The organism is Sphingosinicella sp. BN140058 (genome assembly GCF_004135585.1).
Classification (GTDB): domain Bacteria; phylum Pseudomonadota; class Alphaproteobacteria; order Sphingomonadales; family Sphingomonadaceae; genus Allosphingosinicella.
The window spans coordinates 4,166,674-4,183,041 of record NZ_CP035501.1 but is presented as its reverse complement, the minus strand read 5'-3'; the positions used below and the strand labels follow the sequence as shown (position 1 = coordinate 4,183,041).

Genomic DNA, 16,368 nt, shown 5'->3' with positions numbered 1-16,368 from the left:
CGGCTTATCCGGAGTGGCGGCGCCGCGAAAGCGCTTCGAACCGGGGCGCGCCGATCAGTCGAGCCGCCACATGATGCTCTGGGAGAGCGGAGTCCACAGCCCGGTCCGAATCCCAGCGGCGCGCAGCGCTTCACCAGTCCAGCTGTTGCAGGTGTAGAAGGCATTGTAGTGGCCGATCGCCTCGTAGAACATGTCCGAATCGGTATAGCCGCGGCCGAGCACCGGGATCGTGCGGCCATCGGCACCACGCTGGAAGCTCCTCGCGATGTGGGCGGCGAGCTTGCGATATTCGGCATGGCTGATCCGCAGGGGGCGCTGCCAATCCTCGACACTGGGATTGTGGATGTGATCGGCGTGCATCAGGCTTCGGCCCCGCCCGAACATCGCCAGAAAGGCGTTCTTCATGGTCAGATCACCCCAGGTCGGCGTCTCCAGATAGAAGGTGCGGTTGCCGTAGCCGAGCGCGACATGGCTGGCGCCACCCCAGCGCGGATCCCGCAGATGCTTTCCCGGCACATAAGGCCGCCAGTCCATGTCCGCGGTGACCTTGGGCACGACGATCCAGGTGTGCACGCCATTGGTGCGCAGGTAGATTGTGACCGCGTCCGCCTCGGGCGGCTGCCGGCTGCGATTGGCCGGGATCGCGCCGAGGATCAGCGCCGCGAAGAGATAGAGAATTGGCAGCGCGAGGACCGCGGCTGCACTCCAACCGCCGATGCGGACCGCACTCTTCATGGCATGCAGACTAACAGTATCGATCCGGTTGAGAATAGGCTTTCGCGCTCGTCCCGCCGCGCAGCGCCGAGGACGGAGCGCCTGATCGCGGCCACGCTTCGGCGCGATGCCGCTTGGCCGCCACCGCGGTCGTCCGCATTGTCGAGCGGACACCAAAGGAGGACAAGATGGCTACACGTTCGGCATCCGCGCGCTACGAAGGCTTCGGCCGTGAGGGCAAGGGACATGTCTCGCTGCAATCCGGCGTGCTTTCGGACCAGCCTTATGATTTCGGAACCCGCTTCGGCGACACGCCCGGTACCAACCCCGAGGAACTGGTCGCCGCCGCCCACGCCGCCTGCTTCACCATGGCCTTGTCGTTCGCACTCGCCAAGGAAGGCTATTCCGACGGCACGCTGCAGACCAGCGCAAAGGTGACCCTCGACAAGGACGGCGACGGCTTCGCCATCACCCGATCGGACCTGAGCCTTGAGGCCAACGTCCCCGGCATCGATCCCTCCAAATTCGAGGAAATCGCCGCCGGGGCGAAGGCCGGCTGCCCGGTCTCGAAACTGCTCAAGGCCGAGATTACCCTGGAGCACAAGCTGACGACCTGAGCCAGGCCCACATCATTTCCGCTCTGCAAGTTCCCCTCCCTGATCAGGGAGAGGTTAGGGGTGGGTGCGTTTTCAGCCCCTCGCCGGGGCTGAAAACGCCTTCGCATGCACTACCCCAGCGCCGTTTCCAGCGCTTCGCTCAGCTCCAGCCAGCGCGCCTCGGCGGCTTCGAGCCTCGTCTCCAGCTCGGCGCGCTTCTTCATCAGCTCGGTCATCGTCAGCTTGCTCAGCGACGCATCGGCCCCGCTCGGATCGAACATCGCCTGGTCGATCTTGCCGCGCTGCGCGGTGAGCTTGGCGATGTCCGCTTCGGCCGTCTTAGCGTCGTTGCGCAGCTTCTGGCTCTGGGCGCGGGCGGCGGCGGCGGCACGGCGCTCGTCTTTGCGGCTCGACTTCGACTCGCCCTTCGAAGGCCCGTTGTCCTTCTGGAGCACCATCGTCGTGTAATCGTCGAGGCTGCCGTCAAATTCGGTGGCGGTGCCGCCCTCGACCAGCACGAGACGGTCTGCGGTGAGCTGGAGCATGTGGCGATCGTGGCTGACCACGACAACGGCGCCGGTATAATCGTTCAGCGCCTGGACCAGCGCCTCGCGAGCGTCGACATCGAGGTGGTTGGTCGGCTCGTCGAGGATCAGGAGATGGGGCGCGTCGCGGGTGATCAGCGCCAGCGCAAGGCGCGCGCGCTCGCCGCCCGACAGCTTGCGCACCTCGGTCATCGCCTTGTCCCCGGAAAAGCCGAAGCGGCCGAGCTGGGCGCGCACCGCCGACGGCGTCGCGCCCGGCATGAGCCGCGCCATGTGCTGGACCGGCGTGTCGGCGCCGTCGAGTTCCTCGACCTGGTATTGGGTGAAGTAGCCGACCTTCATCTTGCCGCTGGCGTTCATGGCACCGCCCATCGGCGGCAGCTGCGCGGCGAGCAGACGGGCGAGCGTGGTCTTGCCGTTGCCGTTGCGGCCGAGCAGGGCGATCCGGTCGTCGGGATCGAGCCGCAGGTTGAGCCGCGACAGGATCGGCGTCTCGCCATAGCCGACCGCGGCCATGTCGAGCGTGATCAAGGGCGGCCGAAGCCCTTCCGGATTGGGGAAGCCGAACGACAGAGTGGGATCGTCGACCAGCTCGGCGATCGGCGCCATCCGCGCAATCGCCTTCAGCCGGCTCTGCGCCTGCTTGGCCTTGCTCGCCTTGGCCCGCCAGCGATCGGCGAAGGCCTGCAATTTCTCGCGCTGGGCGATCTGCTTGTCGCGCGCCGCCGCCTGCTGCGCCTGGCGCTCGGCCCGCTGGCGCTCGAACGCGTCATAGCCGCCGGGGTAGAGCGTGACCTTGCCACGATCGAGGTGGAGAATGTGGTCGACGACGTTGTTGAGGAAGTCGCGCTCGTGGCTGACGATGACGATCGTCGCCCGATAGGATTGCAGGAAGTCCTCGAGCCACATCACCGCTTCGAGATCGAGATGGTTCGAGGGCTCGTCGAGCAGCAGCAGATCGGGTGCCGAAAACAGCAGGGCGGCAAGCGCCACGCGCATCCGCCAGCCGCCCGAGAAGCTGTCGAGCGGCCGATGCTGCATGTCCTCGTCGAAGCCGAGGCCGACCAGGATCCGCGCCGCCCGCGACGGCGCGGCATGCGCGTCGATCGCGTTCAAACGCTCGTGGATATCGCCAAGCCGGTGCATGTCCTCGCAGCCTTCGGCCTCGACAAGCAAGGCGGCGCGCTCGACATCGGCGGCAAGCACCGTCTCGAACGGAGTCTCCGATCCGGCCGGCGCCTCCTGGGCGATATAGCCGAGCTTGGCGCCCTTGGGCATGTCGGCGCTGCCCTCGTCGGGATCGAGCAGACCGGCGATGACGCGCACGAGGGTCGACTTGCCGGCGCCGTTGCGGCCGATCAGCCCGACGCGACTTTTCGGCGGCAAGGCCGCGGTGGCGCCGTCGAGGATCGTTCGCCCGCCGAGGCGCACGGTGATACCGTTCAGATTGAGCATGGCGCCGCCTAGCACGGCTTGGCGGCCGGGATAAGCCCGTACTGCACCGCACAAGAAGGACATCGTGCAGAGCTCAAATGATTTCGTCATCCCTGCGAAAGCCGGGATCTCAGGCCGGAAAGGGCGCCGACGGGAGCGATCGCCGCTGCGCCCACTCTCCGTGAGATCCTCGCTTTCGCGAGGATGACGAAATGGGCAAAGGACTGGCCGGCAAACCTCAAAGGACGAGAGCAGGAACGAGCGATGGTGAAGCTTTTGGGTATCTCCGGCAGCCTGCGCCAGGGCTCGTACAATAGCGCGCTGCTTCGCCGAGCCGCGGCGCTGATGCCGGACGGCGCGACGCTCCAGATCGGCACCATCGCCGGCATCCCGCTCTACGACGGCGATGTCGAAGCCGCCGAGGGCCTGCCGGCGGCGGTCACTCTTCTCAAGCAGCAGATCGCCGCCTGCGACGGGCTGCTGCTCGCCTCGCCAGAATATAACAATTCGATCCCCGGCGTGTTCAAGAATGCGATCGACTGGGCCTCGCGGCCGTCGTCCGACATTGCCCGCATCTTCGGCGGCAAGCCGGTCGCGATCATGGGTGCCTCGCTCGGCGGCTTCGGCACCATCCTCAGCCAGAATGCCTGGCTGCCGGTGCTCCGAACGCTCGGCTGCGACACCTGGAACGGCGGCCGCATGCTCGTCTCGGGCGCGGGCAAGGCGTTCGCCGACGGCGAACTTGTCGACCGCCTCGTCGAGGAGCGGCTGCAGGCATATCTCGACGCCTTCGTGCGCTACGTCGGCACCCGCTAGATTGCGGCCGAGGCTTCCTCTTCCGCCAGCCGCTTCACCTCACGCCAGCGGCGGAGTTCCTCCTCGGCGTCGGCGACGGCGCGGTGGCGGACCGGCCGCGCCTCGCCGTCGCTGCGTACCCGCGCCAGGATCGCGCTGACCCGGAGCATCCGCTCGGCCGGCGGCAGCAGCCCGGTGAGGATCGCCGCCGCGCTTTCATGTTGGGCGAGTTCGGTATCCTTCAAGCGGATCGCGTGGCGCGGCAGCCCGGCTGCGCGCAGCAGCGCGCTCAGCCACTTGCCGTCCCACGAGGGCGCGCTGGCGAACACGCGGTGGCCGGCCAGCGCCTCGATCAGCCGCCGTGCGACCACGTCGTGCGCCGTTCCCTCGTCCGCCAGCTTGTCCCGGCTGATCCCGTGGATCGCTTCCGATCGCTCGTCCCAGTCGGTCCATTGCGGCGCCGGCCGGATCAGGTGATTCTCGGACCGGCCGTCCTCGAACACCCAGCCGACCTCGATCGGATAGCCGGTCTTGCCGAGCGAGGAGGCCTCGAAATCGATGAATACGTGCATGGGGCCTCAACGCCGGAAAGGTCGCAAGGTCCATGGCAGGGTGTCGCCGGTCCGGAGCGGACATTGCATTGACCCGCGTGCCGCCCCAGATCAGGTCCATGGCCTGGGATCTGCGCGGATCGCTGCTGAAGAAGGAGGAACGCGAGTCCGCCCGATTGGCCGACTTCGAATTCAAGCTTCGCGCCCGCACCTTCCGGCTCCTGGCGGATCGTCTCGGGGCGCCGCCCGCCGAGATCGTGCCGCTGATCGCCCAGGGGGCTGATAGCGAAGTGCTCGGGGAACTCGCCCGCCGCTTCCCGGACGCGGCGCCCCGCTTGCACGACTTCTACGCATGGGCACGCGCCGAAGCGCGAACCCAGCTGATCGCGGAGGACGGGGATCCCTCCCCGCATCGCCTGGCATGATCGGCCCGTGAGCCGCCGGCCCTATTAGCGGTCCAGCCACCCGGCCAAGCCGTCCAGCGTCTGCAGGCCGTAGCCGACCGCGCCAAAGTCGATCACGGCCCGCCGCCGTTCGGGGCTGGGGTGAAGCTGACGCATGGTCAGCACCGTCTTGCCGTCCGCCTGCTCGTCGAAGGTCACCGTCATGCGAAAGCGATCGGGATCTTCCGGATCGGGCGTTCCGTAATCGACGACGATGCGCTCGTCGGGAACGATCTCCAGATAGCGCATCAGGTTCGGAAAACGCTGCTCGCTACCCTCGAACGCACCGACCATATCGAACCGCCAGTGGCCGCCGGCACGGATATCAGCTTCATGCGTCTCGATGGCGAGGCCGGCTGGGCCGTACCATTGCGCCAGCGCTTCGGGGTCCATCCAGGCGGCGAAAACCTTCCGCCTCGGATGGTCGAGCAACCTCACCAGTACGATCTCGCGATCGAGCGCCCAGGTTTCGAGCGGGTCGGCCATGTCGTTCACTCCTCTTCCATGGTGTCGAGATAGGCTTCGAGCCGGTCGAGCCGTTCAGCCCAGCGCCGGCGCTCGGCTTCCATCCAGTCCGCCGCCTCGTCGAAGCGTGGCCGCACGAGCCGGCACCAGCGGCTGCGGCCTCGTTTCTCGCTGGTCACGAGCCCGGATTCCTCGAGCACCTTCAGATGCTGGGCGAAGGACGGGAGGGCCATGTCGAAGGGCGCCGCCAGGACGCTGACCGGCGCCTCGCCCTCGGCCAACCGCGATACCACCGCCCGGCGGGTCGGATCGCTGAGTGCCTGGAACGTCAAATCGAGCGGGGCTGAATGGTGAGGCATACGCCTTAGTAAAGCAGACGATGCGCAAGCGTCAAGGATGCTGAGGCAGATACCTTAGTATCTACGTCGGCGCCCTTGCTGCCATCGCGCAGGAAGCGCAGCCCGTCTCACCGCGTACGGCGGTCTTGCACCTGAACCCACGGATGCGCGTCACCGAGCAGGATGTTGCGCTCCTCGGCGCGGAACAGGCGGTGCTGCTTCATCACGAGATCCTCGGAGCGCCAGTCGCGGTCGCGCAGCTTCTCGCCGAGATCGCGGTCGATGATCACGTAACGGGCGAACACGCCGCGCGGCAGCGCGTCGAGCACGCGGAGTCGGTCCTCTGCACGAAGGTTCGTCGCATCGAGGACGGTGAACACGCCGGCATCGAGGCGGGCGCGGAGCAGACCGTGCGCGAGCTTCCAAACCCGACGCAGCGCCTCGGGCGCGTGGCCGAGATTGCCGTAAAGCTGCAGGCGCAAGGCGTCGGTCGAAACGATGTCGTGCGGCTGGTAAGTCTTGGCGGCATAAGTCGACTTGCCGGCGCCGCAGGGACCGACCAGCAGGTGCAGCAGGGTCTCGCCGGCATAGGCGCTGGCCCCGGGTTCGTCGGGCGCGCATTGCAGGGTGGTGATGCCGTGATCGCGCCACATCCGCACCACCTGCGGACGATCGTCGATCACCAGCACCGGCGCATAGCCATCGTCGAGGATGCGCTGGAGCATGTCGGCTTTGACGAGGTGATCGGCGCGAATGTCGCCCTCGGCACGCATATAAAGCGCATCGTAGGGAATTTTGTGCAGCGCCAGCCAGTCGAGCGTGGTCCGGCGCCAATCCGCGCGATCCGGACGGGCGGTGACGATCAGCACGGCATCGATGTCGCGCCCGCTCTCGGCATTGTGGTGGAGCATGCGCGCCAACCGCGCGATCGGTTCGACCGGCGCATCGTCCGCCATGTCGCGAAAGAAGGCGTTCCAATCCTTCTCGCCGTCCAGATGGTGAAGACGATGGGCAACGTCGGCCAGGGTGCCGTCGATGTCGAAGATCACGGCGCGCACGACAGGCCCTCGATCAGTTCGTTGGCGATTACCGGGCCACGCATCCAATGTTCGTCGGTAGCGACATGGCCGGCGCGAACATATTTGGCGACAGCTCGAAGGAACCGTCCGCTGTCGCCATCGCCGTTCGGATAGGGGATCCGGTCGGCGCGCCGGATCACGTATCCTTCCTGACGGGTGGGATCGATCCGCGCGGCAAGCTGCGCCGGCAGTTCCTCGCTAAACGGCCCGTCGTACAGGATCGGCACCGGTACGACTCCCAGCATTGCGAACATCTCCAGCGTGTCGTCCCAGCCGAGCAGGACATTGCGTTCATCCCAGATCCCGAAGCCGAGGAAATAGGACGGCAAGGCATTGCCGCCAGCGCGTGTGTAGGCAAGCGAGTGCCGGGCGAAGAGATATTCGCCCGAAATGCGCCAGCCCGGCGGGATCTCGTGCGCCTTGCGGGCATGATGCGCCTTCATCCAGTCGCGCGATGGATGGCCGCGGCCGTCCGGCGAGCGCGGCCAGGTCCGCTCGCGAGTCATCGTCGTCCCCTCCCCGTCCATCTTCTCGGTGACGACCACGCGCCGGCCGGTGAAGACGTCGAGGCTCGGCAGCCGCTTGTCGTCGCTGTGCAGCCCCGGCGAGAGGCCGAGATGATAGGTGCGCGGATATTTGAGCGCCGGGGCGACCGCCGCGGTCATGATCTTTTCTCTGGTCCTGGCCCGGCGAGACGGACGGTTCGAGCCCATCCATAGCTGCTCGGCTGCGCCCGGTCGATACGCGCGCCGTCTGCGCATTGCTCTTCCCGTGCAGCCTTGCCTGCTATGCTGTAGGCGCCCCGCACGAATCCTGGAGTGCCTACTGATGATCCCGCGCGAATTGATCGACGTTGCCGAGGTGCCGGGCGGCGAGCCGCTGCGGCTGTTTCGCCGGGGCGCGGACTTCATGATCGTGCTCGATCGCAACGAGCTGATGAACAGCCGGATGAGCGGCTCCGAGGAAGCGCTCGCGGTGATGACGTGCCAGCGCCTTGCCGCTGCGGGCAATGTCGCGCCGCATCTGCTGATCGGCGGCTATGGGATGGGCTTCACCCTGCGCGCGGCACTCGCCGCGCTCGGCCCGAAGGCGCAGCTCACCGTTGCCGAGCTCGTCCCCAAGATCATCGACTGGGCCAGAGGGCCGATGGCCGAGCTCGCCGCAGGCTGTCTCGACGATCCCCGTGTGCGAGTGGTGATCGACGATGTCGGGGCAGTGATCCGCGCCGGATCGTATGACGCGATCCTGCTCGACGTCGACAACGGCCCCGACGGCCTCACCCGCGCCGCCAATGATGGGCTCTATTCGGCCGGCGGCCTGGCCGCGGCAAAGGCGGCGCTGAAACGCAGCGGCATTCTCGCCATCTGGTCGGCGGCGCCCGATCCCAAATTCGCTCGCCGGCTTCGCGAGGCCGGGTTCGCGGTGGACGAGGTCGCGGTGAAGGCCCGGTCCAACGGCAAGGGGCCGCGCCACGTCATCTGGTTCGCCACCAAACGCTGACATCAAGCGTGCTACGCAGGAATGCGGACTAGCTTCGATCGACAAAACCCATTAATCGAGCAAAATAGATCGATTTAGGCGATGAGCGATGACCACCTATTTGCCGACCTTGAAGCAGCTTCAATATCTTGTGGCGCTCAAGGATCAGGGCCATTTCGGACGTGCCGCCGACGCCTGCTTCGTCACGCAATCGACTCTGTCCGCGGGCGTCCGCGAGCTCGAAATTCTGATCGGAGTCACGCTCGTCGAACGGACCAGGCGGGTGGTGCGTTTCACGCCGCTCGGCGATCGGATCGCCGAGAAGGCCCGGCGGGTGCTGCGCGAGGCTGAGGAGCTCGCCGATCTGGCGCGGGCTGCGGGCCAGCCGCTCACCGGCGAGCTCCGTATGGGCGTCATCCCGACCATCGCGCCGTTCGTGTTGCCGCGCCTGCTGCCCAAGCTCCGTGTCGACTGGCCCGAGCTGCGCCTGTTCCTGCGCGAGGAGACGAGCCAGGCCGCCTGTGACAGCCTCCACCGCGGCCAGCTCGATTGCGTGCTGCTCGCTCTGCCTTACGGCTGCGGCGACATCGAATCGGAAGCGCTGTTCGACGACCGGCTGTTCGTCGCGTTTCCGCCTGGCGACTTCCCCAAAGGCGGCGCTGCAAGCGTGCCGCCGGGTGCGATCGACGAGACCCGGCTGCTGCTGCTCGAAGACGGTCATTGCCTGCGCGAGCACGCGCTCGCCGCCTGCAACCGCCCCGAACTGCGCGCCGAGGCAACGATGCTCGGCACCTCTCTCCACACCCTGGTTCAGATGGTCGGCAACGGCCTCGGCGTCACCATGGTGCCCGAAATGGCGGTCGAATCCGGCATTCTCGAAGGCACCGGCGTCGTCGCGTTTCCGCTCGACGCGGAACACGCCTTCCGCCGCATCGCGCTCATCTGGCGCAAGGGCAGCCCGCGCGAGAAGGACTTCCGCCTGCTCGCCGACGCGCTGAAGGCAACGCACTAAGCGCACTTTTTCCGCTCTGTTCGGGAGGAGACTAGGAAAGGGCTTCGACAGGCTCAGCCCGAACGGAGGCTGGGGCGTATCGCTCCCATCTCACTTCCTTGCAGGCCGTTCGGGCTGAGCCTGTCGAAGCCCTCTCCTTCCCCTATTACTCCTCCACTCGCCGGAAGCGCAGCACGCGGTCGTGACGGCGCAGCAGCAGCGCGCCGTCGTCTTGCTCGAGCGACGTGTCGTCGAACGCGACCCGACCGAGATCGTTGGGCTCGAAGCGGAACGTCAGGCGGCTGCCCTTGACCGAATCAAGCGCCACCGGCGCACCGACCAGGTCGAACATCGCCAGCACCAGCCTGACGATTCGCGGCGGATCCTGCGTCGCGAACCGAACCCGCACGCCCGCGCCCGACATTTGCGCCCGCTCGACCCGGCCGCCGCCATACTCGATCTCGGCATCGAACAGCTCCGGCGGCAGCGCCGGCTCAGGATCGAACACGAGTACGAGCTCGCCGGGCGCGGCATCGGACCGGTCGGTCGGCACGATGGCGGGCGCCTTTACCGGATCGCTGGTCAGCAGCACCCGGACGCCGTCCTCGCGCCACCGACCGGCCGCCTGCTCGTCAAGCGCACCGTAGCTCAGGCCGTAGCGGAAGCGGCCGTCCGGGGTCAGTTCCAGGCCGGCGGCGATCTCGGTCTGACCGCCATCGTATATGCCGGCCAGGTCGTCCGCCGCCTGCGGCGCGACGATCGGCGCGGCAGCAATCCAGAGCATGCTGATCATCGGCATGGTTCCAGCTCCCCTTTCCTCCTGTAGCAGATCGATGCCGCCCAGTCAGGTGTGCGGGGCCTCGTTCGCCTGCGTGTGGCCGGCACTGTTGGTGCTCACCAGGCGACGATATTCGCGCGGGCTCATCCCGAACCGGGCTCGGAAGCTGCGGCTGAGATGACCGGGATCGCTGAAACCGAACCGGTGGGCGATGGTGCCGACCGGCTCCGCACGGGCGAGATCGGCAAGCGCCGCACGGGCGCGCTCGAGCCGCTGACGAAGGATGTAGCTGTGGATGCCGGCTTCCGACTGGAAGGCGCGGAACAGCCGCGCCCGCGACACGCCCAATTTGTCGCACAGCAGCGCGACCGTCAGGTTGGCCGAACCGAGCCGTCGTTCGATCTCCTCCTCGGCGCGGCGGCGAAGCGCGGCTTCCGGACCGATCGCCACGGGTAGGCCGGGTCGCACCTCCGCCGCCGCGATCGCGATCAGTTCGAGGAAGATGCGACCGAGCCGCTCGGCAGCCTCGCTGTCGAGCCGGGGCAATGCCCGGTGCGTTTGCTCCGCTTGCGAGAACAGCATCGCGGCTCCCTCCGCTTGGACCACCAGTCCGTGAAGATCGTGGACCGGCCCGATCCAGTCCTCGGCGATCGGCCGGGGGATGACGATCGCGTAGGTGCGGCTCGCAGTCGAAACGTGCAGCGAGGGACGGCCGAGATCGTGGAAATGGAGGGTCCCCGCGGGCTCACGGAACGCCCTGCCGTCGAGATCGCCCTGGGCCAGGCCTTCGATCATCATGCTGACGATGATCGGATCGAAGTCGGACGATCGGATGTCCTCGGTCCGCCGCTCCCAGTGCATGCCAGTAATCTCGGTATAGACGAAGATCAGCGGTCCGAGCTGTACCGATTCCCACCGCGTATCGAACGGCTCGGTGCGCTCGGTACGGTAAATCGGCTCGCTCCGCGGCCAATCGCGGCGGAGCCATTCCTCGTAGCGCCGTTGCTCCGGAAGATGGTCCGTCGAGTAGCGCAGGATCGGTATCGGCTGCCGCGGCGCGGCGGCTGTTGCGCCGCCCGGCGTGGAGAGGTCAGCCGTGGCTGAAATGCGCGCCAATCGATCCTCCCTGGTGGATGGAGCATCGACCCTAAACGGGGATCGGCCCGCAGGCATAGGTGGATCGTTAGGCGCCACCGCGCCCTTGCCGATATTCAGCCGCCGTGTCGCCAAGGTCACGGCATTTCGGCGGCAGCTGATGCTTGTCAGAACTCAGGCGCGGCCGGCCCTGTCGGGCGAGAGCGTCTTGAGATCGAAGTCGGCGGCGAAGCGAAGGCCGATCTTGCCGTTGCGAGACCAGCGCACTTCGGCGCTGCGAATCCCGGCTTCACCAAGATCCAGCTCGACTTCCCGGCCGGCGCGCAGCGTCCGATCGCACTCGATGGCGGCGCCGCCAGGCGAGATGTCGCGGACGCGAACGGGCACGAGGAGGTCGTGCGCGAGCAGAGATCCCCGCCGCGCGACCGGTTGGCGCGGCGCGCGCTCGTTCACCCGCCGCGGCGCGGGGCGAGGCTCTTCCTGCACCAGCGGCGCGAAGCGCAGGATCGGCGCATCGCCGTCACTCGCATCCCAGCAGATCGTTTCTTCGACGAATTCGACTCCGAAGCGGCCGTCGCGCACCCAACGTACGATCGCGCCCGTCTTGTGCTTCTCGGCAAACAGGATGTCGATCGTCTCGCCGATGCGCACTGAAATGTCGCTTTCCAGCATCGCACCGCGCGACGAGACGTTGATGACCCCGACGGAGAGCGTCTTGCGTCGAAACAGGATCGCCACGTCCTGAAGAATTCCGCGCAGCCGATCCTCGACCCGATGGTTGCTGGTGCGCGTGTGCTCGCGCTTGATCGCGACTTTCGCGAGGCCGGTGGACCCTACACTTTCCGCGCTCTTCGTCGCCGTATGCGGCAGCGCGCGCTTTCCGGGAAGGATCGTGGAACGGGTATCGGGCATTGCGTTCCCCAGAATTGCGGGTTTCGCTACGCATGCCACGGGAAGGATGAAGAAATTGCTGAGGAAGCATACGCAATGACGGCAAACCAGCTGAGCCTGTTCGGCGGGCCGCCGGGGCCCGTCATGCCCGAAGGCCTCGTCTATCGAGAGGCGCTGATCGGCGAGGCCGAGGAACGCTCGCTCGCCGAGCGCATGGCAACGCTGCCGTTCCGCGCCTTCGAGTTCCAGAATTATCTCGGCAACCGCCGCACCGTTTCGTTCGGCTGGCATTACGGCTTCGACGGCAGCGGCCTCAGCGAGACCGCGCCGATGCCCGACTGGCTGATCCCGGTGCGCGATCGCGCGGCTGCCTTCGCGGGGCTTGAGGGAACCGCCCTCGTCCACGCCCTGATCATCGAATATGCGCCGGGTGCCGGCATCGGCTGGCACAGGGACAGGCCGGTGTTCGGCGACGTCCTCGGCATCTCGCTCTGCGCACCGGCGCGGCTGCGATTCCGGCGCAAGGCGGGCGAGCGCTGGGAACGCGCCAACCTCGTCGCTGCGCCGCGCTCGGCCTACCTGTTGCGCGGCCCGGCGCGCAACGAGTGGGAGCACAGCATTCCGGTTCTGGAGGCGCTGCGCTATTCGATCACGTTCAGGACGCTGCGCGCCGGTACAACACGACGCTGAGACAGCTCAGGAGTAGAAAACGTGCAGGCCGATCTGGGCACTGCGACGGAGGCGCTTACCCCAGCCCGGATTGACGTAGCTGGCGTGGTACCAGAGCACGTCGGGCGCGAGGGTGCCAGCGAGCTTCTCCTGGGCGACCCGCGACACCGCAACCGCCTTGCGCCAGGCATCCGAGCTCATGTCCGGGGTCGGGAACTTGCCCCGATTGATGAACGAAAATTGCCGCGGCTGGGTCACGACGCCGCACAAGGAGGCGGGATAGCGACCGGACGCCGCGCGATTGATCACCACCTGGGCGACCGCGAGCTGACCTTCGAGGGATTCGCCCCGCGCTTCGAAATAGACGGCCTTGGCGAGGCAATCCTGCTCGGGCGTTTCCGTCTGCTCACCGGAATAAGCGACGACGAGCTGGTCGAGAGTCGGCGCCGCCGCCTGCCCGCCGAAGCCGAGCAACGCGGTCGCCTTGGTCCACAAATTGCCGAAGAAACTCTTTTTCTCAGTTACCGCCGCTGCCGGCATCTGCACCGGCACCTGTATGCGATCGAGCACGACCTCGTTGGCTCCGTTACCGGCGAGAGCCGGTGCGCCCGCGTCCCGGTGCACCCTTGCAGCCGGATCGAGCAGTGGGCTTTGCAGAGACGAGGTGAGTGCGGAGGTCCCGCTTGCCTGGTCCAGCGTGGGGCTGACGATCGAATAACGAACATTCTCGGCTTGGGCCGGAGCAGTAAAGCTGAGCGCCACGGCAAATGCAGTGGAGGTCGCGGCAACGGCCACGGCCCGAGTCGGTCGATTCATGTGCTTCCAAAACTATGCGGCCAGCTGATCCCCTGGTGCGAAATCTGCACCCCCGATCGCCCCCGTCTCGCGAAATCACCCTTACTCCTGGATGATCCGCTCGTCTTTGTTGATCAGGACATGGCCGAGGGCGCTCGGGGGTTCAACAGGGCTTGTCCGGACTCCACGACGAGTCGTGCGGCCCGAAGGACGCGCCGAAAAAAATCTCTCATGGCGTGGAACTTTCGGCGCCTTGATGGCTTTCAAAGCGCCGTCTTAATGGAGTTCTCCGCCTTGGTGGAGCGATTCGGCGTCACTGGAGACTCCGTACCGGCGATGGAACGAACGCCGGCGCTGGCCACCCAGCCGGATCGGCAAGGGCCATCATAAGCGCGCTTGCGCGATACCGGCTCCGACACGCCGCAAGCGGCGCTGAGGGTGCCGCTCTCGTGAAGGACGATGCCGAGCCACTTCTGATCGAGCGAGCGCGAGCAGACGAAGAAGCGGGCGCCCGCCGGGACGGTGCCGATCTCCGCCGCATAATCGAAGGGCGCCGCACGCATCGTGAGAGCGGCCTCGTTCTCCAGCCGGCGCGTGATGCCGACCGAAGAGCAAGCATCGAAATTGGCACCCAGTTCACCGATCCGCACCGGAAGCGGCGCCGCGACTTCGGGCGCAGTCCCGGTCGGCTCGGCGGCCTGCAGGGTGTTGGCCGGCGGCTCGTCGCGCACCGGCTGCCCGCAGCCGGCGAGGATGAAAACAAGAATTAGCGCGCGCCGCATCGCCCCCTTGTGGCGCGCGCCGCCGGAAAAATCTACTTTGCCCTGACAGGGAGGATGATGCGATGGCCCACTGGCTGATGAAATCGGAACCGGCAAGCTACAGCTGGGACGATCTGGTCCGCGACGGCGGCACCGAGTGGAACGGCGTGCGCAATGCCGCCGCACGCCTTCATCTGAGGGCGATGACGGTGGGGGATCTCGCTCTCTTCTACCATAGCGGCGGCGACAAGGCGGTCGTCGGCATCATGCGCATCGTTCGCGAAGGCCGGCCCGACGGAGACGACGGCGCCTGGGTGTCGGTCGCCGTCGAGCCGGTCCGCGCGCTCGCGGTGCCGGTGCCGCTCAGCGCCATCAAGGCCGAGAAGCGGCTCGCCGGCCTCGAGATGCTCCGCCAGTCCCGCCTGTCGGTCTCTCCGGTGCGCGACGACGAATATCTGACCATCATAAACATGGGCGCGGAAGCGTGAGTGCCGCCGCGCGTGCAGATCAGGAGAAGACGCGCGTCATCTGATCAGCAGTATCGCCGTAACGGGGATTGTGACCGTAGCGGTTCTCGCCCTGATCGCCGGGCAGCAACATCAGTACCAGCTGAATGACACCGCCGATGTAGGGGATGAGGCCGATCAACAGCCACCAGCCGCTCTTGTCGTGATCGTGCAACCTGCGCACGCCGATCGCCAGCGAGGTGATGAACCAGGGGATGAAGGCCAGCAGCAGCAAGCCCCCCAGGACGTAGGCCACCCACTCGGTGCCGACGAGGGCACCGATCGCGAAGCCCACACCGAGAACGATCGGCATCTGCAACTGGAAGAGCCAATATTCGGTACGCGTCGAGCGTCCCTTGAAATCGAGCGCGCGCCGCCACGGCCCCACGACATAATCGGACATGTTGGATCCCCCTTGATGATCCGGCGCGGCATAGCGCAGCCCACCCATTTTCCGCCAGTCCAAACGGCAACAGGCGCGAGACTGCGGTGGAGCAGTCTCGCGCCTGTTCGAACACCTCCGCGACGGAAAGTGCGGGATCCGGTTACGCGGCTTCGGACTTGCGCGACTGGCGCTTGCGCTCGTGCGGGTCGAGGTGGCGCTTGCGCAGGCGGATCGACTTCGGCGTGACCTCGACCAGCTCGTCGTCCTGGATGTAGGCGATCGCCTGCTCCAGCGTCATCCGCCGCGGCGGAGTCAGGCGGATGCCCTCGTCCTTGCCGGAGGCGCGGAAGTTGGTCAGCTGCTTGGACTTCAGCGGGTTGACCTCGAGATCCTGGGGCTTGGCATGCTCGCCGATGATCATGCCCTCATAGAGCTTCTCGCCGGGAGCGCTGACCAGAATGCCGCCCGCTTCGAAATGCTCCGCCAGTCCCGCCTCTCGGTATCGCCGATACACGACGAGGAGTATCTGACGATTATCCACATGGGTGCTGAAGCCGGATTCGGGAGTCGCCGCTCAGGAGAAAACCTGGACCATCTCGTCCGCCGTCGGGCGATCGCCCTCGCGTGGATCGTAGCCATAGCTGTTCTCGCCTCGCGTCCCGGGCGTCAGCATCATGATCAGATAAAAAATCCAGCCGACCAGCGGCACCAACGTGATCAGGTACAGCCATCCCGTCTTGTCGTGATCGTGCAGCCTCCGCACCGCCGCGGCAAGCGACGCCACGAAGACGAAGAGCAGGTAGAGCATGCTTACCATGCCCAGCAGACCGGCGAGCACCGGCGAGTCGAAGAGTGCACTCACCGCGCCTACCAGGAACGACCATAGAAAGAACACCACGATCAGCTGGACCACGAACAGCCAATATTCCGTGCGCGTCGCACGTCCTCTGAAATCGATCGCGCGGCGCCACGGGCGCAGCAAGATGTTCGGCATGAAAAAGCCCCCCTCCTGAAGGAGAGAGGCTAATCCACTTTCCGTTAAAATCCAGTGGCGGCGA

Annotated in this window: 21 protein-coding genes and 1 pseudogene; 7 read left to right on the top strand and 15 right to left on the bottom strand. The window is 66.5% G+C overall.

What is annotated here, in order from left to right:
- Window positions 1-54 precede the first annotated feature (54 nt).
- Entirely contained in the window at window positions 55-735 is a 681-nt protein-coding gene (locus ETR14_RS18790; protein ID WP_129387433.1) for a TIGR02117 family protein, read from the bottom strand.
- A 167-nt stretch (window positions 736-902) separates the two neighbouring features.
- Between ETR14_RS18790 and ETR14_RS18785 the strand changes: the two genes are divergently transcribed.
- Complete coding sequence (locus ETR14_RS18785; protein ID WP_129387430.1) at window positions 903-1,331, top strand: OsmC family protein; 429 nt, start codon at window positions 903-905, stop codon at window positions 1,329-1,331.
- A 110-nt stretch (window positions 1,332-1,441) separates the two neighbouring features.
- Here ETR14_RS18785 and ETR14_RS18780 read toward each other — a convergent pair whose 3' ends face one another.
- Complete coding sequence (locus ETR14_RS18780; protein ID WP_129387427.1) at window positions 1,442-3,310, bottom strand: ABC-F family ATP-binding cassette domain-containing protein; 1,869 nt, start codon at window positions 3,308-3,310, stop codon at window positions 1,442-1,444.
- 243 nt (window positions 3,311-3,553) lie between these two features.
- Between ETR14_RS18780 and ETR14_RS18775 the strand changes: the two genes are divergently transcribed.
- Window positions 3,554-4,105 carry an NADPH-dependent FMN reductase gene (locus ETR14_RS18775; protein WP_129387424.1) on the top strand — a complete coding sequence of 184 codons (552 nt, stop codon included), beginning with the start codon at window positions 3,554-3,556 and terminating at the stop codon, window positions 4,103-4,105.
- On the opposite strand, the gene ETR14_RS18770 is transcribed toward ETR14_RS18775, so the two are convergent.
- Window positions 4,102-4,656: a transcriptional regulator gene (locus tag ETR14_RS18770; protein WP_129387421.1), complete on the bottom strand. Its 555-nt coding sequence runs from the start codon at window positions 4,654-4,656 to the stop codon at window positions 4,102-4,104. The genes ETR14_RS18775 and ETR14_RS18770 overlap by 4 nt on opposite strands.
- 98 nt (window positions 4,657-4,754) lie before the next feature.
- Between ETR14_RS18770 and ETR14_RS18765 the strand changes: the two genes are divergently transcribed.
- Window positions 4,755-5,060: a hypothetical protein gene (locus ETR14_RS18765; protein WP_129387418.1), complete on the top strand. Its 306-nt coding sequence runs from the start codon at window positions 4,755-4,757 to the stop codon at window positions 5,058-5,060.
- Between the two features lie 24 nt (window positions 5,061-5,084).
- Here the strand turns inward: ETR14_RS18765 and ETR14_RS18760 are convergent, their stop codons facing one another.
- The 4 genes from ETR14_RS18760 to ETR14_RS18745 form a co-directional block, all read right to left on the bottom strand.
- A complete protein-coding gene (locus ETR14_RS18760) occupies window positions 5,085-5,564 on the bottom strand; it encodes an SRPBCC family protein (protein WP_129387415.1) in 480 nt (159 codons plus the stop codon).
- Window positions 5,565-5,569: 5 nt separating this feature from the next.
- Complete coding sequence (locus tag ETR14_RS18755; protein WP_129387412.1) at window positions 5,570-5,902, bottom strand: helix-turn-helix transcriptional regulator; 333 nt, start codon at window positions 5,900-5,902, stop codon at window positions 5,570-5,572.
- A gap of 107 nt (window positions 5,903-6,009) precedes the next feature.
- Complete coding sequence (locus tag ETR14_RS28500) at window positions 6,010-6,939, bottom strand: AAA family ATPase (protein WP_165356523.1); 930 nt, start codon at window positions 6,937-6,939, stop codon at window positions 6,010-6,012.
- The gene (locus ETR14_RS18745; RefSeq protein ID WP_129387409.1) at window positions 6,927-7,625 is read right to left on the bottom strand and encodes an RNA ligase family protein; all 699 of its coding nucleotides are present in this window, start codon (window positions 7,623-7,625) and stop codon (window positions 6,927-6,929) included. Before ETR14_RS18745 ends, ETR14_RS28500 begins: the two co-directional genes overlap by 13 nt.
- Window positions 7,626-7,788: 163 nt before the next feature.
- Between ETR14_RS18745 and ETR14_RS18740 the strand changes: the two genes are divergently transcribed.
- Together ETR14_RS18740 and ETR14_RS18735 are read left to right on the top strand one after the other, a co-directional pair.
- Complete coding sequence (locus ETR14_RS18740) at window positions 7,789-8,460, top strand: spermidine synthase (RefSeq protein ID WP_129387407.1); 672 nt, start codon at window positions 7,789-7,791, stop codon at window positions 8,458-8,460.
- Between the two features lie 88 nt (window positions 8,461-8,548).
- Entirely contained in the window at window positions 8,549-9,451 is a 903-nt protein-coding gene (locus ETR14_RS18735) for a hydrogen peroxide-inducible genes activator (protein WP_129387404.1), read from the top strand.
- A gap of 145 nt (window positions 9,452-9,596) precedes the next feature.
- Here ETR14_RS18735 and ETR14_RS18730 read toward each other — a convergent pair whose 3' ends face one another.
- From ETR14_RS18730 to ETR14_RS18720, 3 genes are all read right to left on the bottom strand, one after another.
- The gene (locus ETR14_RS18730; protein WP_129387401.1) at window positions 9,597-10,229 is read right to left on the bottom strand and encodes a hypothetical protein; all 633 of its coding nucleotides are present in this window, start codon (window positions 10,227-10,229) and stop codon (window positions 9,597-9,599) included.
- Window positions 10,230-10,274: 45 nt separating this feature from the next.
- Window positions 10,275-11,324: a helix-turn-helix transcriptional regulator gene (locus tag ETR14_RS18725; protein ID WP_165356522.1), complete on the bottom strand. Its 1,050-nt coding sequence runs from the start codon at window positions 11,322-11,324 to the stop codon at window positions 10,275-10,277.
- A 153-nt stretch (window positions 11,325-11,477) separates the two neighbouring features.
- A complete protein-coding gene (locus tag ETR14_RS18720) occupies window positions 11,478-12,215 on the bottom strand; it encodes a PilZ domain-containing protein (protein WP_129387395.1) in 738 nt (245 codons plus the stop codon).
- 75 nt (window positions 12,216-12,290) lie between these two features.
- Between ETR14_RS18720 and ETR14_RS18715 the strand changes: the two genes are divergently transcribed.
- Window positions 12,291-12,884, top strand: a complete 594-nt coding sequence (locus ETR14_RS18715; RefSeq protein ID WP_243455581.1) for an alpha-ketoglutarate-dependent dioxygenase AlkB — start codon at window positions 12,291-12,293, stop codon at window positions 12,882-12,884.
- Window positions 12,885-12,890: 6 nt separating this feature from the next.
- On the opposite strand, the gene ETR14_RS18710 is transcribed toward ETR14_RS18715, so the two are convergent.
- Both ETR14_RS18710 and ETR14_RS18705 read right to left on the bottom strand, forming a co-directional pair.
- Window positions 12,891-13,679, bottom strand: a complete 789-nt coding sequence (locus ETR14_RS18710) for a cell wall hydrolase (protein WP_129387392.1) — start codon at window positions 13,677-13,679, stop codon at window positions 12,891-12,893.
- A 242-nt stretch (window positions 13,680-13,921) separates the two neighbouring features.
- Complete coding sequence (locus tag ETR14_RS18705; protein ID WP_129387389.1) at window positions 13,922-14,440, bottom strand: hypothetical protein; 519 nt, start codon at window positions 14,438-14,440, stop codon at window positions 13,922-13,924.
- A gap of 62 nt (window positions 14,441-14,502) precedes the next feature.
- On the opposite strand from ETR14_RS18705, the gene ETR14_RS18700 reads away from it, so the two are divergent.
- Window positions 14,503-14,907 carry an EVE domain-containing protein gene (locus ETR14_RS18700; RefSeq protein ID WP_129387386.1) on the top strand — a complete coding sequence of 135 codons (405 nt, stop codon included), beginning with the start codon at window positions 14,503-14,505 and terminating at the stop codon, window positions 14,905-14,907.
- A gap of 19 nt (window positions 14,908-14,926) precedes the next feature.
- Here ETR14_RS18700 and ETR14_RS18695 read toward each other — a convergent pair whose 3' ends face one another.
- From ETR14_RS18695 to ETR14_RS18685, 3 genes and pseudogenes are all read right to left on the bottom strand, one after another.
- Window positions 14,927-15,328 carry a DUF805 domain-containing protein gene (locus ETR14_RS18695; RefSeq protein ID WP_165356521.1) on the bottom strand — a complete coding sequence of 134 codons (402 nt, stop codon included), beginning with the start codon at window positions 15,326-15,328 and terminating at the stop codon, window positions 14,927-14,929.
- A gap of 142 nt (window positions 15,329-15,470) precedes the next feature.
- Window positions 15,471-15,782 (bottom strand): annotated as a pseudogene (locus ETR14_RS18690) (translational GTPase TypA); the annotation flags it as partial.
- A 102-nt stretch (window positions 15,783-15,884) separates the two neighbouring features.
- Window positions 15,885-16,304: a DUF805 domain-containing protein gene (locus ETR14_RS18685; RefSeq protein WP_129387383.1), complete on the bottom strand. Its 420-nt coding sequence runs from the start codon at window positions 16,302-16,304 to the stop codon at window positions 15,885-15,887.
- Window positions 16,305-16,368 lie beyond the last annotated feature (64 nt).

Coding starts and splice junctions, on each gene's coding strand:
- ETR14_RS18790 (WP_129387433.1), bottom strand. CDS start 735: ATGAAGAGTGCGGTCCGCATCGGCGGTTGGAGTGCAGCCGCGGTCCTC.
- ETR14_RS18785 (WP_129387430.1), top strand. CDS start 903: ATGGCTACACGTTCGGCATCCGCGCGCTACGAAGGCTTCGGCCGTGAG.
- ETR14_RS18780 (WP_129387427.1), bottom strand. CDS start 3,310: ATGCTCAATCTGAACGGTATCACCGTGCGCCTCGGCGGGCGAACGATC.
- ETR14_RS18775 (WP_129387424.1), top strand. CDS start 3,554: ATGGTGAAGCTTTTGGGTATCTCCGGCAGCCTGCGCCAGGGCTCGTAC.
- ETR14_RS18770 (WP_129387421.1), bottom strand. CDS start 4,656: ATGCACGTATTCATCGATTTCGAGGCCTCCTCGCTCGGCAAGACCGGC.
- ETR14_RS18765 (WP_129387418.1), top strand. CDS start 4,755: ATGGCCTGGGATCTGCGCGGATCGCTGCTGAAGAAGGAGGAACGCGAG.
- ETR14_RS18760 (WP_129387415.1), bottom strand. CDS start 5,564: ATGGCCGACCCGCTCGAAACCTGGGCGCTCGATCGCGAGATCGTACTG.
- ETR14_RS18755 (WP_129387412.1), bottom strand. CDS start 5,902: ATGCCTCACCATTCAGCCCCGCTCGATTTGACGTTCCAGGCACTCAGC.
- ETR14_RS18745 (WP_129387409.1), bottom strand. CDS start 7,625: ATGACCGCGGCGGTCGCCCCGGCGCTCAAATATCCGCGCACCTATCAT.
- ETR14_RS18740 (WP_129387407.1), top strand. CDS start 7,789: ATGATCCCGCGCGAATTGATCGACGTTGCCGAGGTGCCGGGCGGCGAG.
- ETR14_RS18735 (WP_129387404.1), top strand. CDS start 8,549: ATGACCACCTATTTGCCGACCTTGAAGCAGCTTCAATATCTTGTGGCG.
- ETR14_RS18730 (WP_129387401.1), bottom strand. CDS start 10,229: ATGCCGATGATCAGCATGCTCTGGATTGCTGCCGCGCCGATCGTCGCG.
- ETR14_RS18720 (WP_129387395.1), bottom strand. CDS start 12,215: ATGCCCGATACCCGTTCCACGATCCTTCCCGGAAAGCGCGCGCTGCCG.
- ETR14_RS18715 (WP_243455581.1), top strand. CDS start 12,291: ATGACGGCAAACCAGCTGAGCCTGTTCGGCGGGCCGCCGGGGCCCGTC.
- ETR14_RS18710 (WP_129387392.1), bottom strand. CDS start 13,679: ATGAATCGACCGACTCGGGCCGTGGCCGTTGCCGCGACCTCCACTGCA.
- ETR14_RS18705 (WP_129387389.1), bottom strand. CDS start 14,440: ATGCGGCGCGCGCTAATTCTTGTTTTCATCCTCGCCGGCTGCGGGCAG.
- ETR14_RS18700 (WP_129387386.1), top strand. CDS start 14,503: ATGGCCCACTGGCTGATGAAATCGGAACCGGCAAGCTACAGCTGGGAC.
- ETR14_RS18695 (WP_165356521.1), bottom strand. CDS start 15,328: ATGTCCGATTATGTCGTGGGGCCGTGGCGGCGCGCGCTCGATTTCAAG.
- ETR14_RS18685 (WP_129387383.1), bottom strand. CDS start 16,304: ATGCCGAACATCTTGCTGCGCCCGTGGCGCCGCGCGATCGATTTCAGA.